Origin of the sequence: Brevibacterium ravenspurgense, from assembly GCF_001584615.1 — a bacterium.
Lineage (GTDB): Bacteria > Actinomycetota > Actinomycetes > Actinomycetales > Brevibacteriaceae > Brevibacterium > Brevibacterium ravenspurgense.
In genome coordinates, this window is record NZ_LQQC01000001.1 from 34,630 (window position 1) to 50,282 (window position 15,653).

At 63.1% G+C, this 15,653-nt stretch carries 14 protein-coding genes; 10 read left to right on the plus strand and 4 right to left on the minus strand.

Features of this window, described 5'->3' with window-relative positions; genetic code table 11:
- Nucleotides 1–19: 19 nt before the first annotated feature.
- The 3 genes from Bravens_RS00165 to Bravens_RS00175 are packed head-to-tail and all read right to left on the minus strand — an operon-like array spanning nt 20 to nt 4,367.
- The gene (locus Bravens_RS00165) at nt 20–1,045 is read right to left on the minus strand and encodes a hypothetical protein (RefSeq protein WP_062019269.1); all 1,026 of its coding nucleotides are present in this window, start codon (nt 1,043–1,045) and stop codon (nt 20–22) included.
- Nucleotide 1,046: 1 nt separating this feature from the next.
- On the minus strand, nt 1,047–2,147 hold the full coding sequence (locus Bravens_RS00170; protein ID WP_062019271.1) for a hypothetical protein: 1,101 nt from the start codon (nt 2,145–2,147) through the stop codon (nt 1,047–1,049).
- A 21-nt stretch (nt 2,148–2,168) separates the two neighbouring features.
- On the minus strand, nt 2,169–4,367 hold the full coding sequence (locus Bravens_RS00175) for an LPXTG cell wall anchor domain-containing protein (protein WP_062019273.1): 2,199 nt from the start codon (nt 4,365–4,367) through the stop codon (nt 2,169–2,171).
- Between the two features lie 200 nt (nt 4,368–4,567).
- Here Bravens_RS00175 and dcd point away from each other — a divergent pair, with 200 nt between their 5' ends.
- The 10 genes from dcd (at nt 4,568) to Bravens_RS00225 (ending at nt 14,487) form a co-directional block, all read left to right on the plus strand.
- Nucleotides 4,568–5,167, plus strand: a complete 600-nt coding sequence (gene dcd / locus Bravens_RS00180) for a dCTP deaminase (RefSeq protein WP_019174031.1) — start codon at nt 4,568–4,570, stop codon at nt 5,165–5,167.
- Nucleotides 5,167–6,048, plus strand: a complete 882-nt coding sequence (locus Bravens_RS00185; protein WP_062019275.1) for a hypothetical protein — start codon at nt 5,167–5,169, stop codon at nt 6,046–6,048. Before dcd ends, Bravens_RS00185 begins: the two co-directional genes overlap by 1 nt.
- A gap of 61 nt (nt 6,049–6,109) precedes the next feature.
- Nucleotides 6,110–9,193, plus strand: coding sequence for a Na+/H+ antiporter subunit A (locus tag Bravens_RS00190; protein ID WP_062019277.1), 3,084 nt, complete (start codon nt 6,110–6,112; stop codon nt 9,191–9,193).
- Nucleotides 9,190–9,744, plus strand: coding sequence for a Na(+)/H(+) antiporter subunit C (locus Bravens_RS00195; RefSeq protein ID WP_062019280.1), 555 nt, complete (start codon nt 9,190–9,192; stop codon nt 9,742–9,744). Before Bravens_RS00190 ends, Bravens_RS00195 begins: the two co-directional genes overlap by 4 nt.
- A complete protein-coding gene (locus Bravens_RS00200) occupies nt 9,741–11,432 on the plus strand; it encodes a Na+/H+ antiporter subunit D (RefSeq protein ID WP_062019282.1) in 1,692 nt (563 codons plus the stop codon). Before Bravens_RS00195 ends, Bravens_RS00200 begins: the two co-directional genes overlap by 4 nt.
- On the plus strand, nt 11,429–12,178 hold the full coding sequence (locus Bravens_RS00205) for a Na+/H+ antiporter subunit E (RefSeq protein WP_062019283.1): 750 nt from the start codon (nt 11,429–11,431) through the stop codon (nt 12,176–12,178). Before Bravens_RS00200 ends, Bravens_RS00205 begins: the two co-directional genes overlap by 4 nt.
- On the plus strand, nt 12,178–12,609 hold the full coding sequence (locus tag Bravens_RS00210; RefSeq protein WP_082790937.1) for an MrpF/PhaF family protein: 432 nt from the start codon (nt 12,178–12,180) through the stop codon (nt 12,607–12,609). Before Bravens_RS00205 ends, Bravens_RS00210 begins: the two co-directional genes overlap by 1 nt.
- Nucleotides 12,606–13,175: a monovalent cation/H(+) antiporter subunit G gene (gene mnhG / locus Bravens_RS10300; protein WP_082790938.1), complete on the plus strand. Its 570-nt coding sequence runs from the start codon at nt 12,606–12,608 to the stop codon at nt 13,173–13,175. Before Bravens_RS00210 ends, mnhG begins: the two co-directional genes overlap by 4 nt.
- Nucleotides 13,168–13,956 (plus strand): HpcH/HpaI aldolase family protein, encoded by a 789-nt coding sequence (locus Bravens_RS00220; protein WP_167346376.1) that lies wholly within the window; start codon nt 13,168–13,170, stop codon nt 13,954–13,956. Before mnhG ends, Bravens_RS00220 begins: the two co-directional genes overlap by 8 nt.
- A gap of 42 nt (nt 13,957–13,998) precedes the next feature.
- Nucleotides 13,999–14,487 carry a hypothetical protein gene (locus Bravens_RS00225; RefSeq protein WP_141738023.1) on the plus strand — a complete coding sequence of 163 codons (489 nt, stop codon included), beginning with the start codon at nt 13,999–14,001 and terminating at the stop codon, nt 14,485–14,487.
- A 97-nt stretch (nt 14,488–14,584) separates the two neighbouring features.
- Here Bravens_RS00225 and Bravens_RS00230 read toward each other — a convergent pair whose 3' ends face one another.
- A complete protein-coding gene (locus tag Bravens_RS00230) occupies nt 14,585–15,586 on the minus strand; it encodes a glycine betaine ABC transporter substrate-binding protein (RefSeq protein WP_062019289.1) in 1,002 nt (333 codons plus the stop codon).
- Nucleotides 15,587–15,653: the final 67 nt, after the last annotated feature.

The window sequence follows — 15,653 nt, forward strand, 5'->3', positions numbered from 1 at the left end:
TAAGCGGCACCTCGTCATTTCAGGGTTCGATCTGCTCGACCCGCACCTTGCCGTCCTCGGTGAGGATGATGCGGGCGGAGATGAGCTCCGTGACTTCTTCGCGGAAATCAGTTTCCGTGCCGGTGCGGGAATCCCGGTAGTTGCCGGAGATGATGAACGTTGCCTCAGCTGGGCGCATGCGCAGACCACCAGCCTGCCGAGCCTTCTGGCTGTCACCGCCATCGCCGCTAGAGGGATCCCCGGAGCTTCCCAGCGAAGTCGACACCGTCATACTGGCATCGCGCACAAGCTCGACGTCCGGAACTGACTTCAGCTCCCACCGAACATCGCCCAGGATCGTGTTGTCTGTTTCGTAGCCGAAAACACAGCCGGTGGGCATGAGCACCTTCTGCTTGGTGCAGTCCTCCAGCTGCCTCCGCAGCTGCGCCTGGGCTTCCTTGCTCAGCGCCGGAGTGGGCTCAGCTTCGACCGTGACACTGTGCTCTTCACCGGGTTCAACCACGTCAACCGTCTTGTAGGCGGACTTCACGTACTTCTGGTTGAAGCCGACACCGTACTGCAGGGGGAAGAGGACCGGAACGGTGTTCGTGCCGTTGGCCATGGGCTGACTGTTGATGTTTGCGGCCTGCGCCTGCGGTCCCTGCACTGACAGCGTGGGCCACTCCTCAACCCGGATCCTCCACTGGCTGAACAGGCCCCACGTGCGCGGAATCCGTTCGAGCTCGAACACGGTGGTGTGCGGTTTCGACCCCAGGACGTAGTCAGCCCGCACCCGGGCCGTGGTGTCTCCGGATTCCTCAACGCCCGTTTTGATCTGTGTGGGCACACCCTGCGCGCCGCCGATCACCTCGTCGGTCATGCCGTCGGTGTTCTGCAGGTCCGGCCCCAGAACGAGTCCGCGTGCAGCAGCCCCATTGCCGTCAGCCAGAGCGTTCAGATAGCGGCTGACGGTGGTCGCCGGCGAATAGCGGGTCAGATTGAAAACCGGCACACTCACAACCGCCAGAAGCAGAAGGACAGCAGAAGCGCTCAACCACTTGCGCATGTCATTCCTTAGCGCTCATGACAGCGGTCGGTGAAGCATCCTCTACGGGATAGGCGCGCATCTGCTCGGTGTCCACTTCGACCCACAGGCGGGTGCCCGGCCGTACGGCAGTGCTCTGCTGGGCAATGTCCGCACCCAGGTCCGGGTGGAGAACACCCCACGGAAGTTCAGAGTTGTCAGCTGCTTCGGCACTGAAGTCGAACAGATCAGCCTGCAGTGCCAGCCCCACCTCGGTATCGGATGGCGAAAGCGTGACCTGCACTTTTGAGTCTTTGTCGTGCAGGCCGACAACGAGGGCTTCGAAAACAGCCTCACCGTCGAAAATCGGTGAGAATTCGTCAAAAGACAGGCGGACCGCACCGGTGGGAATCGTGACGAACACCTTGCCGTCCAATTTAGTTTTGGCGCGCACCTGCGAATGCCCAATTGAAAGCCAACCGCGCCGAGCCAAACCGGAGAACACGTTGACCCCGGCCAGGTCTGCGGCCAGGTTGGAGCGCGGAGTGCGCAGCTGCTGGCCGAAATCACCGGCGTCAGCAACCTGATCAAGTTCAAGAACGACTGTTCGGCCGCCGATGATTCCCGCATCGACGGCCGAGTCGAGCGCAAAAACAGCCCCCAGTTCGAAGTGATCCAGTGCGTCCAGCAGTCTTCCTCGTATACCTGCTCGGGCACGTGCGGGGATCCCGTCAAACGGCCGGTTCAATGCCAGCCAGGGGGTGTTCTGCGTGAGTGCGGCTGCGATAGTGACCGCTAAGCGCAGTCGGGCGCGAGCCGCGGGGTCGAGTTCCTCAGCCCGCCGCCCGTCGACGGTGATGCCGAAGAAACGAGCGGCCAAGCGCACATGCTTAAGCCCCGGCCGGACAGCTGCACGGTTGCCGGTCAGGGCGCGAAGCTGGTGCTTGGCGTAGCGGATGAGGGTGTCTGACGCTGTGGCTTCCCCTGCCAGAGCGCAGACCTCAGTTTTGGCGCAGACGGCCCGAAGGGCAGTCTCGACGTCCTCGCTTTGCCCCATGATGACGAGGCGTTCCGAGGTGCCGATCGGGCCGTCTGTCAGCGGTGTTCCCGAGAACACGACATCGCTGAGGTCAAGTTCAGTCATGTACTCAAGATACCGGTGGTGTCAGATGCCGCTGACCTTGCGTCGGGTGACGACGATCGATGCCGCACCAACCACAACGAGTCCAGCACCGAGTGCAAGACCGGTGAGGTCGCCGCCGGTGCGCGGCAGCTGCGAGCCGGTCGAGCCGGTGCTCTCCTGCGGCTGCGCGTAGTGGTCGTCCGGAGTGGTGTTGGGAAGTTCGCGGCGCTGCTCGGCACCCGAGGTGTCTTCCTGCACCTGTTCGGACGTTGTGGTCTGGTCAGACTGGTCAGCCTGTGCGGCTTCGTCAGTCTTGGCGTCGGCTGTGTCGCTGTCTTCAGCCTTGTCGCCAGCTTCGTCTTCAGTCTTGGCGTCGGCTGTGTCGCCTTCGTCAGTCTTGTCGCCGGCCTCGTCAGCCTGGTCAGCGTCTTCGGCCTTATCGCCTTCGTCAGTCGTGGCGTTGGTGCCGCTCTCAGCCTGGCCGTTGTTTTCCGGCTTCTGCTTTGCGCCGTCTTCTGTCTTCTGGTCGGCGTCGCCTTCAGCCTCCGGATTTTCAGCTTCCGGTGCTTCAGGCTGCGCGTTCATACCCTTAGCCTCAGATTCAGATGCCGGGCTGGGGCCCTCCGCCGTTGTGGACGGTTTGTCTTCCGGAGTGGTCGGCGTCTTCTGTTCCGGCTTGGGCTCAGGCTTCGGCTCCGGTGCAGCCTTGAAGACGGTGAAGCTTGCGGCAGCAACCTGCGCGTTCTTTTCAATCTTGACGTTGGACGTCTTGTCCTTGTCGAGCTTCCGGACTTCATTCCAGTCGAGCTTCTCGTTCGACTCGGCCGCGGTGGACTCAGTCTTCTTGTCAGACGAATCCTTGGCGGCGTCGTCCTTCTTGTCAGCTTCGGTGGTCGGCGACGGGGTTGCCGTTGCGGTCACCGTGGTTTCGCTCGACGGAGTGCTGGACGGAGTGATCGAACCCGCGCCGGCGGTCGGTGCCTCAGACGGCTTGGCGGTTTCCTTGTCGGCATCGTCAGCCTTGTCGCTCACGACTGCCTTGGCGCCTTCAACCGTCACCTTGTAGGTGCCGGTCGCAGCGGTGCCCTTGTCGTAAATCCACACCGAGGCGGTGCCTGCCGAGTCGGTCTTGGCCGGAAGTTCAAACGGCTTGGCAGTTCCGGGCTGCTGCACCTTGAAGATGTATTCAGCGCCAGGCAGACCGTTCTTGAGGGTCAGCGTCACGCCCTTGCCCTGCTTAGCGAACTCTTCCGACTTCTTCTGCGCAGCTTCCTTCTGCTGCTTTGAAGCCTTTTCGCCAACCTCGACCTGGGCGACCTCGTCCTTGCTCAGGGTGAAGTCGGTGTCCTCAATGCGGTTCTTGCTGAACGACAGGGTCGAGGTGGGCAGCTGATCCTCAGTGACCTTCGGCTTATCAGCTTCATCGGACTTGTTGTCAGCGTCGTCCTGCTTTTCGTCGGACTTGTCTTCTGCTGCCTTGTCGTCGGCTTTGTCGCCGGCCTCGTCCTTCTTGTCTTCTGCCTTGTCTTCGGGCTTGGCAGTTTCGGTGGCGGACGGGCTGTCGCTGGGTTCCGGCGATGCGGAAGTCGAGGGGGTCTCCGACGGGGTCGAGGTTTCGCTCGGCTGTGCCGACGGGCTGGCGCTCGCGTCTGCGCTCTTGTCCTCTGCCGGGGTCGATGCGGAGTCAGTGGATTCCGATGTGCCTTCCGGCTTAGCAGAACCTTCTGGCTTTGCCTGCTGTTCGTCTTCTGCCGGCTTTTCGGCAGTGTCTTCGGCTTTGTCGCCGACGTTGAACTTCGCCAGTTCGGTGGCTTCGTTTGTCTTGAGGTCCGTCAGGAACAGACGGTAGCTGCCCTCGGGGACCTTCGAGCCTTTGTCGGTCGAGAAGAAGTAGGAGCCCTTGACTTCACCGGCCTGCGAAACGGCCAGCTTGGTGTCCGGGGTGTAGGAAATTCCGTCGGTGCCGATGACGGTGACAGTTGCCTTGTCTCCGGGGGTGAAGCCTGTTCCGGTGAACTTCAGACCCTGCTTGCTGTCGGCAATCTGCTCGGCGGCAATGGAGTCCTGTGCGAGCGAAACGCTGACTTCGCCTTCTTCAGAGTCAGATGATGACGTAGTGGAGTTCTGGCCGGAAGCTGTATCCGGGGCCTGATCCCCGGGAGCGGCAAAAGCGGGAACGGCTGCAAAGCCTGTAACCGCGGCCACTGCGGGGGCAAGAACAAGACTGGGAAGAGTCTTCACAGTTAGCCTTTCGGTTGTGTTGCAAACACACCCAACAAAGGCGACGACACCTACCCACCCAACGAGGTTGAAAGGGGAAGGCACCATCGGTGCGGGGTGTAGGTCAGTTTCCAACTGTAAACGATTTCTGGCCAGATGTTAAGAAAGCCCTCAGCGTTAGTGGTGTACGAGCGACTGGCCGGGCGTTGTAGCCTGGTGACGTGAGTCTCCTATCTGATGGCGAAATCCGCGCCGAACTTGCCGAAGGCCGTATCCGCTTGGACCCGCTGGATGAAAGCCTCGTCCAGCCGGCATCCGTCGACGTGTGTTTGGACCGCAGCTTCCGGCTTTTCGACAACCACAAGTATTCGGTCATCGACCCTTCCCAGGAACAGCCCGAACTGACCCGCCTGATTGAAACCGACGGCGACGAACCGTTCGTGCTGCACCCCGGCGAATTCGTGCTCGCCTCGACCCTTGAGGTCGTGACCCTGCCCACCGACATCGCGGCCCGTCTGGAAGGCAAGTCGAGTCTGGGCCGCCTGGGTCTGCTCACACACTCCACCGCAGGCTTCATTGACCCAGGGTTTTCGGGCCACGTGACCCTCGAACTGTCGAACGTCGCGACCCTGCCCATAACCCTGTGGCCGGGCATGAAAATCGGCCAGCTGTGCTTCTTCCGCATGGGAGCGCAGGCTGAGCGCCCCTACGGAGCCGACCCGGCAACCGCCAACCGCTACATGGGCCAGCGCGGCCCCACCGCATCGCGGTCCTTTGAAAACTTCTACCGCGCACAGGTGAACCCACAGGATCCGCGCTGATGTCGCAGACCGCTGATGTCGAAACGCTGCGAAACCAGCACCTGCTGCTGGTTGACGACACTGTTCTCGACAGCGACGTCGACGTTCTCCTGTCGAACGTGCTGCCGCGCCTTGCAGCTGATGGCGGCACGCGAAAGCTCAGCCGCTATTCAACACTGACAGGCCCGCTGGAAATCACTGAGAGCGCTGCCGAACAAGCACAGATCCCATCCGTGTTCGCTGCAGCCTACGCGCTCTCGACGCCGAGGGAGCGTGAACCGGAAGCCCCACCGGAATGGTTCGTCCACTCCGAGGGAATCGAAAAGCTGTTTCCCGCCGGCCTGCCTATGCGCGAAGAAGAGCGCGGCGTCGATCTCCTGATTGCGCTCGCCCGCCGCCTCCACGCAGCGGTGCGCATCGCCGATGATGCCGAACCGGGCGGACACGAGCGGATCATCGTGCCCGACCCCGACGCCCACCCCGAAATCACCGTCTATTCCCAGTACTGGATCACCTCGGACCTCCTGCTGCCCCTGATAGAAAAGGCGATCCCGGAAGGTCAGGTGGTCGACACCTCGGCCGATGTTCCCGAGGACCAGGAACTCGACGGCTACTCCCTCGACATCGACCTGGGGGAAGGGCGCGGGCTGATTGAACTGGGCGTCATGGTCGAAACCGCCCTGCCGACAATCGTGGAGCGCTTTGCTGACGGCCCGCAGACTGCCTACTCCATTCGCTGGCACGCGGACGATGACGACGATTCCTCGCGTGCTCACCGGCGCATGCGCAACACCGCCGGAAGCATCATCGGCGACCTTGCCGCAGCTGTCGTCGACGCCACCGGCGGAACCGCGGTAGACCGGGACGGATTCCTTCTGGCTGACCACCAACTGGAGGGGTGACGTTCACGCGTTCCCCCGGGTATGTAAAAATGTCAACTGATTTTCACACCCGGAGGGCGCGATGACGACAATTCTTCTGAGTTTCTTCGTCGCCGCCCTGTTCGCCCAGCTGCTGTTTCGTGTTTTCGAGCGCGGGGCGTTCTTCATTCTTGCGGCAGTGCCCGCCGCCGGCTTCCTCTACACGGTCCTCAACGCCGGGCCGGTGCTCGGAACTTCCGGTTCGCCGCCTGTGCGCCAAGAGCTTTCGTGGCTTCCCGAACTGGGAATGAGCGTCGTCTTCCAACTGGATGCGCTGTCGTGGATCATGTCGCTCATCGTCACGGGTGTCGGCGCGCTCATCTTCATCTACAGTGCGCGCTACTTCGAAGCGGACGACCGGTCGCTCAGCAGGTTCGCCAGTGTCCTCATGGCCTTCGCCGGCATGATGTACGGCCTGGTGATTGCCGATGAGCTGCTGGTCATCTTCATCTTCTGGGAAGGCACAACGGTCTTCAGCTACCTGCTGATCGGCCATTTCAACACCCGCGTGCAGTCCCGCCGCTCCGCACTCCAGGCGCTCATTGTGACCACGTTCGGCGGACTGGCGATGCTCGTGGGCATCGTGTTCTTGGCCGCCAGCTACGGAACCATGAGCCTCACGCGGATCGTGCAGGTCGGCTACCCGGACACCGGCACGTACCCCATGGTCATCGCGGGTGTTCTTCTGCTGCTGGTCGGAGCGATGGCGAAATCCGCCCTTCTGCCGTTCCACTTCTGGCTTCCCGGTGCGATGGCCGCACCCACTCCCGTGAGCGCCTACCTGCACGCCGCGGCAATGGTCAAAGCGGGTATCTACCTGATCCTGCGCCTGGCTCCCGGCTTTTCGGCCATGCCCGGTTGGCAGCCGGTCCTGCTGACGGTCGGCATCAGCACGATGCTCCTGGGTGCCTGGAGGGCGCTCAAGCAGTACGACCTCAAACTCGTTCTTGCCTACGGCACCGTGTCTCAGCTGGGACTCCTTGCTGTCATGGCCAGCTTCGGCACTGCCAGTCTCACCCTGGCCGCCCTGGCAATGCTCGTCTCCCACGCGCTGTTCAAATCGACGCTGTTCCTGGTGGTCGGCATCATCGACCACTGGGCGGGAACCCGTGACCTGCGCAAGCTGTCCGGCTTCGGCCGTGAAGACCCCCTGCTGGCCGCTGTCGGCACGATCGCCGCAGCATCTATGGCCGGTGTGCCCCCGCTGTTGGGCTTTGTGGCAAAAGAAGCGTCCTACGGCACTTTGCTGGATGACGGTTCGACCGGTGCGGCGATCGCGCTCATCGGCATTTTCGTGGGTTCGGTCTTCACTTTCGCCTACGCGACGCGATTCGTGTGGGGTGCGTTCTTCACCAAGTCCGGAGTCGAGGCGGTCGCGCCGGGCAACACCCATCCGATCCTCATCCTGCCCACCGTCGTGCTGGTCGCGGGAATCTTCTCCTTCGGCCTGTTCCCCGGCGCGCTGCAGGTGCTTCTGCAGACCTACACGGCCTTCGTCCCGCCGGCTGCGGGAGAAACAGAGCTCGTCGAACTCAGCCTGTGGCACGGCGTCAACCCAGCACTCGGCCTGTCGGTCGCGACCATCATCCTGGGTGCTCTGATCGCCTGGGTGTCCGGGCGCGATGCTCGCCTGCACAAGTACGTTCCCGAACTCGACTTCAACGAGGGCTACCGTCGTGCAATTCAGGGGCTTGAACGCACTGCCGCTTTCGTCACCGCCCGCACGCAGCGCGGTTCGCTGCCCTTCTACCAGGCCGTCATCCTGCTGGTGACCGTCGGCTCCCTCATCACCGCACTCGCGCTCAACCGCACGTGGCCCGATCAGCTGGTGCTTGCCGACAGCTGGCAGCAGTGGGCAGTTGCCGCCACGCTCATCGCCGCAACCATCGGCGTGCTCATGATGAAGAAGCGCTTCGCCGCGGTCGTTGTCGTGAGCATATCCGGCTACGCCATGGTGGCGTTCTTCGCCTTCCAGGGTGCGCCCGACCTCGCCCTGACCCAAGGCCTTGTCGAAACCATCACGCTCGTCGTGTTCATCCTCGTGCTGCGTCGACTGCCCAGCAATCTGACCAGCGGCAAACGCAAACGACCCTTCAAGCAGGCGGTGCGCATCGGCCTGGCAGTGGCCTTCGGCGCTGTTATGTCGATCGGCACGATCGTGGCCATGGCCGCTCGCTCAGAACGGCCGATCTCGTCTGACTGGGGTGCTCTCGCATGGTTTGGCGGTCACGGCAGGAACATCGTCAACGTGACACTTGTCGACATTCGAGCCTGGGACACTCTGGGCGAGCTCGCCGTGGTGGTCGTGGCCGCCACCGGCATTGCGAGCCTCATCTTCATCAACAACAGGGGCACCTCGCTGCAGCGCATGCAGTCAGGAACAGACAGCGACCTGGGGCGCAAGCGCGGCATCCTGTGGCGCTTCAACCCGGTTTACGACGCCGTGTCCAGCGAGGGTGCGGACGTGTCTCGCTACCCGCAGAACTATCGAAACGCTCCGGAAGCCGCAGACGAGGTCGCCCACCGAGGTGCTTGGCTGCTGGCCGGCAGGACCCTCAATCCGCGCAACCGGTCGATCATCCTCGAGGTCACCGTCCGCCTGCTGTTCCACCCCGTCATGGTGTTCTCCGTCTACCTGCTTTTCGCGGGCCACAACCTGCCCGGCGGCGGGTTCGCCGCGGGGCTCGTGGCCGGACTCGCCTTCATCATGCGCTACCTGGCCGGCGGCCGATGGGAACTCGCCGAAGCCGCACCCATCAACGCCGGCCTCCTGCTGGGCTTGGGCATGACGATGGCGGCACTCACCGCCGTGGGCGGACTGCTGTGGGGAGACGCCGTGCTGTCCAGCGTGTTCGTGGAAATCCCGCTGGGCCCCCTGGGCGACATCGCATTCGGCACGTCGACCCTGTTCGACATCGGCGTCTACCTGATCGTCCTGGGACTCATGCTCGACATCCTCCGCACGCTCGGTGCGCAGGTCGACCGGCACCAGGAAGAAGACGAAGACCGACTGACCCAGGCGCTGTCAGATGTCGACGAAGACTTCGACACATCGCGCATGCACGCCATCATGGGCCGCATCGACCGACTGGACGGTGCCGGCCAGCACAGGGGTGATTCACTGTGACAACACCTCTCGTCATGGCCCTGGCCATGGGCGTCATGTTCGCCGGCGGCGTGTACCTCATGCTGTCGCGCTCACTGACCCGCGTGCTGCTGGGCATCGTGCTCTTCGGCAACGCCGTCAACCTCCTGCTGGTGCTCACCTCCGGAAAACCGGGGCGGGCGCCCCTGACGAGCGAGGAAAACCTGTCCACCGCAGGCATGTCCGACCCTCTGCCGCACGCGCTGACTCTCACCGCCATCGTCATCACCTTCGGCGTGACCGCGTTCATGCTCGCGATGATCTACCGATCCTGGCGACTCATGCGGCGTGAAAACCTCGACGATGACCTCGAAGACATCCGCATCGGCCTGAAGTCGCGCGCAGCAATGGGCGATGAAGGCGACGTTTCAGAAGACCAAGACGACACCGAATTCGGCGGTGACGCCGAATTCCCCGTCACCGGGGCCCGCAAACTGGCAGACCTCGACGGGGATCCAGAATCCCAGCCGACAGAACACGAACAGCCGAGCGGCGCCTCGGCAGACCAGCAGGACAAGGGAGGCGACTCATGACACTCGCAGCCCTTGTTCCGCTGCCGGTGGTGCTGCCGCTGCTGGGAGCGGGCATCAACCTGCTCGCGGGTATGCGCGTGCGCCTGCAGAACCTGGTCACGGTCATCACACTGGTGCTCGTGCTCTGCATCAGCGGTGTGCTCCTGTGGGCCACCGATGCGCAGGGCATCCAGGTGGTCGCCGTCGGCGGGTGGGAACTGCCCTTCGGCATTGCACTCGTGGTCGACCGACTGTCAGCGCTCATGCTGGTGGTCTCGATGCTCGTGACCCTGAGCGTATTCATCTACGCCGTCGGGCAGGAGATGACCGACGACTCCCAACAGTCGCCCGTTTCGGTGTTCAACCCCGCCTACCTCATCCTGTGCGCCGGTGTTGCCGGTTCATTCATCGCGGGTGACCTCTTCAACCTCTACGTGGGCTTCGAAATGCTGCTGGTGGCATCGTTCGTGCTCATCACAATCGGCGTGACCCCAGAGCGAGTGCGCGTCGGCGCCACCTACATCGTCGTGTCACTGCTGAGCTCGCTCATCTTCTTGGGTTCCATTGGGCTGATCTACGCGGCCACCGGAACCGTCAACATGGCAGACCTCGCGGTCAAACTCAGCATGCTGCCCGAGGACGTCCAGCTGTTCCTCCACATTGCGCTGCTGTTGGGCTTCGGCATCAAAGCCGCGGTCTTCCCGCTGTCGTTCTGGCTGCCCGACTCCTACCCAACCGCCCCGGCCCCCGTTACCGCGGTATTCGCGGGCCTGCTGACGAAAGTCGGCATCTACGCCATCATCCGCACCGAAACGCTTCTGTTCTTCGGCCAGTCGCTGCGCACACCGCTGCTCATAGTGGCCGGGCTGACGCTCATAGTCGGCATCCTCGGAGCTGTCGCCCAAACCGACCTCAAGCGAATGCTGTCGTTCACACTCGTATCCCACATCGGATACCTGCTGTTCGGTGTTGCCCTGGGCACCGAACTGGGCCTGGCCGCCGCGCTGTACTACACGGTTCACCACATCGTCGTGCAGACCACGCTGTTCCTGGCGGTCGGACTCATCGAACAGCGCACGGGAACCACTAAGATCAGCGCGCTCGGCGGCCTCATGACCCTCTCACCGGCCCTGTCCTGGATCTTCCTGATACCCGCGCTCAACCTCGGCGGAATTCCGCCGCTGTCAGGGTTCATCGGCAAGATCGCCCTGTTCTTCGCGGGTATTCTCGACGCAGACTGGCTGACCATCACACTCGTGGCCATCGGCGCGCTCACCAGCCTGCTGACCCTCTACGTCATCGGCCGCACGTGGAACCAGGTGTTCTGGCGCTCGCCGGTAGAGGCCCCGGAAAGGCTGCCGGAAACCGAACGGCTGATCAAGCAGATCAAGGCCGTCAAGGGTGCCCGGGCCATCGGTGCGGAAGAACCCGCCCGGCAGAAGCTCCCCGGGGCTATGGCCCGTCCGGCAGTCCTCATGCTCGCGGTGTCGATAGCGCTGACGGTCTTCGCCGGCCCACTGTGGAGGACTGCCGAAAACGCCGCCGTCAACCTCATCGACCCGCGAATCTACGTGTCAGCGGTTTTCGAAGTCGGCCAGAACGGCACACCGGGACCGGACGGAAAGTCCGTTCCGCCGGGCTACGCCGACGACATTTCCGAAGCCTCCGAACAGCAGGCAGGGGCAGATGCCGCGGGAGGTGAGCAGTGACGAACCAGAAGTCCAGCCAGAAGGCGGAGAGCCAGAAGTCCAAGAGCGCAGCCGCACGGACTGCCGATAGGAAAGCCCTGCGGTGGGCGCTTGTGCGACAGCTGCTGCTGACCACCGGACTCGTGATCCTGTGGATCATGCTGTGGGACGGCTGGTCGGTCGTGCACATCGTCACCGGCATCATCGTCGCCGTCATTGTCACGCGTCTGTTCTACCTGCCGCCGATCGAACTGTCCGGTCGCATCAATCCGTGGTACTTCGCGGTGTATCTGGCGTGGTTTGCCTGGCAGCTGGCGCGCGGTGCCCTGCAGGTCGCCGCCGTTGCCCTGCGGCCGCGCAAAACCAATCCCGGCAGCGTTATCGCTGTCGACCTGCACACCAGGTCCGACCTGCTGATCACGATCATTGCGCAGACCGCGGGGCTGATCCCCGGCACCTTTGTCACGGAGGTCGACCGCGCCCGCGGTGTGATTTTCCTCCACGTGCTCGACTGCAACACCGACGAACAGATTGAAAGCGCCCGCGAACTGGCCCTGGAAATCGAGGTGTACGTCATTAAGGCGATGGGTTCGCTCCACGACATCCACGTGCTCAACGAGTCCCGCATCGCCCAGGGGCAGAAGCCCGTTCTGGGCGGGCGCACCGTGAAGGACGTCAAAGCGAAATCGGACGCCAAGACCAGCGGCGAGGGCAAGCCCGGCGTGAAACCAGCCGGCGCTGACACCACCAGAGAGGACGGTGCCTGATGGAGTTCGACCCGCGCGTCGCAGGGGTCGTCTTGCCCGTGGCTTTTGTGCTGTTCTCGGTTGCCGCTGCGGTCGCCATTGTGCGGATTGTCCGTGGACCGGCAATTCTCGACCGCATGATCGCCACTGATGTTCTGCTGTCGACCATGATGTGCTCGTTTGCAGTGTTCATGGCTGTGACTGGCCGAACTGACCTGCAGTTCATCCTGCTGGCGATGGCGTTCTTCGGCTTCGTCGGCTCGGTCGCGGTGTCACGCTATGTGGCACGCTCCGAGAACACGCCGCCGCCGGCACCACCCGCCGACCCCGACCAGACCAACCCGAACCAGCCCGCCTCAGCCGACGGCACCTCGGGATCCGCACCCTCAGCCGGCGGCACCTCGGCCGTAAGCCCGGCAGACACCGACCCAGCGAAGGGGGTCGGCCCATGAGCCTCATTGTTTCGATCATCCTGAGCGTTTTCATCCTGCTGTCCGGTGTTCTGTCCATTGCCGCGGCGGCCGGGCTCATGCGCTTTCCCGACCTGCTGTCGCGCCTGCACTCTGGGTCGAAACCGCAGGTGTTCGGGCTTGTTCTGGTGCTCATCGTCGTGGCGGTCACCCAGCCGAGCTTCGGTCTGATCACCACGTGCCTGCTCATTGCGGTCTTCCAGATGGCGACTGCTCCCGTTGGTGCGCACATGGTCGGTCGAGCCGGCTACCGCACCCGCCACCTGCGTCGCGCGCAGCTGTACCGCGATGAATTGGCCGATGCTGTTTCGCGTGCTGAAGCCCGCGAAGCGACAGCTCTGGCGGAGTCTGCCGAGCCGGGGGCAGGTGACACTGATTCTCACGAGGCGCCGCACGGCTCTGCGGAGGATGCTCGCGGATCGCTGGACGTGGGCGGTGCGGACCCCTCGGGTCCTGAAAGCCAAGCTGCGCACAGCGAGGGCGCCGGCGCAGATTCAGCCGCAGAAGATTCCAATAGCGGGACAGTCAAAGGAGATGTCCGTGAGTGACACAGAAGGCGCAGTACAGGAAAACCAGCTGCTGACGACGGCGCGGACCAGGCCCGTGTTCGGGACTTTCGTCATCGAATTCTTCAGTCCCGGCCTGCCGACCCTGCTGAAGCAGGCGGGGGCCGATTGGGTGCTGTTTGACCTAGAGCACTCCGGTTTCGGTCTGGATTCCGCACGCGCGCCGATCGCAGTGGCCCGACAGGCGGGCATCACAGCCGTGGTGCGAGTTCCGGGGCCGCAGCAGCACCTGGTGTCGACAGCGCTCGATGCGGGGGCTGACGCGATTATGGTTCCGTGGGTTGAATCGGCCGCGGATGCCGAGCGGATTGCCTCGTGGATCAAGTACCCGCCCGTGGGTGTGCGCGGCTCAGCCTTCGGTATCGCGGGCGATCAGTACGTTGGCGGACCGGCAGAAGCTGCACAGCGCGCAGCAGACGCCCGCACGTTCTTCCTACCGCAGATCGAAACTCCTAACGCCGTAGAAGAGGTCGACGCTATCGCCGCGCTGCCCGGTGTCGATGTGCCGTTCGTCGGCCCGCTCGACCTGTCGACCAACCTGGGTGTGCCGGGTGACTTCACCGCCCCGGCGGTGGAACGCGCTCTTGAGCGAGTACTGGAAGCCTGCGCTGCACACAGCAAGGTGCCCGGCATCTTTGCGCCCACCGTCTCACTGGCGCGCCGCTGGTCCGATATGGGCTTTCGCATGGTGTCGCTTGCTGCGGACACAGCGCTGTTGCGGTGGGCCTTCGCTGATGGGCTCGAGGCGATCCGCAAGGGCTGAGCTTCCGAGAGCGGCGTTTTGGGAGCGTGTCAAAATGGGGGCATGGATGCTCTTATGCTCATCAACACGCACGAATCCGCAGTTCCCACTGAACCGCTGATCCAGCTTCTGGGCAAAGCCCGCATGGCTGATGGCGTCATCGCCTACGTGACCGCCCCGGCCGAAGAATCCGCGTTCGCGGAACCGGTGGAAGGTGCCGCCCCGGTCGCAGCAGAACCGACGGCGGACGACCTCATCCTGGCCTCACCCACCCCGGACGCTTTTGAGTCCTATGACGACCTCGCCCTGGGCCTGCAGGACATGGGTATCGAGCGTCTGATTGTGGCAGGTGCCGATTCGGCACCTGACGCAGAAGGCCGAGGTGCCGTCTGGGCTACCGCTGCTGCCGCTCTGGCGCACCAGTTCAGCGTCGTGTTCGTTGAATCGGCTGTTGTTCTGCCCTCAACGGGGGATCGCCCCGCCTGGATGCACGACGCCTTCCAGCTGGGTGCTGTCGAAAAGCCTGCCGAGGACATTTGGCTGAAGATGTAGTTTCTGCCTACGCACAGCAGAGGGGCCGCGGATCAATCCGCGGCCCCTTCAGTTTTCAGTTGAAGTTCAGCCTGCCGGCTGAATCAGACGCATTCGATCAGGCGTCCGGGTTGGGTTCGCCCTTGAGCTCACCCTTCTCCCACTGTTCGACCCAGTCCTTGTTGTCGTCCATCCATTCACGGGCAGCCTTGTCCTGTTCCTCGCCGCCGTAGTTTTCTTCGGAGAACATGACGTTTTCAAGGCTGGACAGGTGCTCGTCGTCCAGAACGAGGTTCTTCAGCAGCTGAGCAACCTTCGGGTTCTGTTCGCCGAAGCCTTCCGAAGAGAACGAGTAGATGACCTCAGCCTTGCCCATGACGCCCTTGGGGTCTTCAAGGTCGCGGACGGGGAAGGCGTCGTATGCCCAGTGCGGACGCCACAGGGTGACGGCGACGTCCTTGTCTGCTTCAGTCGACTTCTTCAGCTGAGCCAGCATTGCCGGGGTCGAGCTGAGCTTGAGGTCCATATCGGACAGCTCGTAGTCTTCGACAGCCTGCTTGGCGGCCTTGGAAAGACCAGCGCCGGGCTCAATTCCGTAGATGGTGTTGCCGTAGTCGCCGCTCATCGACTTGAGGTCCTCGATTGTCTTGGCCTTCGAGTCTTCGTTCACGGCGATGGTGAGCTTGGCGTTGTTGTACCAGCAGCCCTGAGCTTCGAGCTTGTTGCCGAACTTCTCGATGTAGTCGGCGTGGGTCAGCGGCAGCCAGCCGTCGACGAGGAAGTCAACGTCGCCGTTGGCAACTGCGGTGTAGCCCGGGCCAGCGTCGAACGCCTTGATTTCAACGGTGTAGCCGTCGTCCTCAAGCTTGTTCTTCAGCAGGTTCGAAACGGCGAAGGACTCGTCCCAGCCGTTGAAGGCACCGATCGTGATTTCCTTGTTGTCGTCGGCTTCTTCACCGGAAATGTCCTTGGCCTCGGAACCGGGGGTGCATTCAGCCCAGTTCTGGTCGCCGCCAGCGGTGTCTCCGCTGTCGCCGTTGTCGGCGCCGCCGCAGCCTGTCAGGACGAGTGCGGAAGCAGCGAGGGCCGCTCCCATCTTGGCAATTCTCGGAAACTTCATGTTTCTCTCCTTCATTCACATCGTTCCGCTTCGGAAGCGGCGAGCCGTGTGCGGTTTCCACACCGCT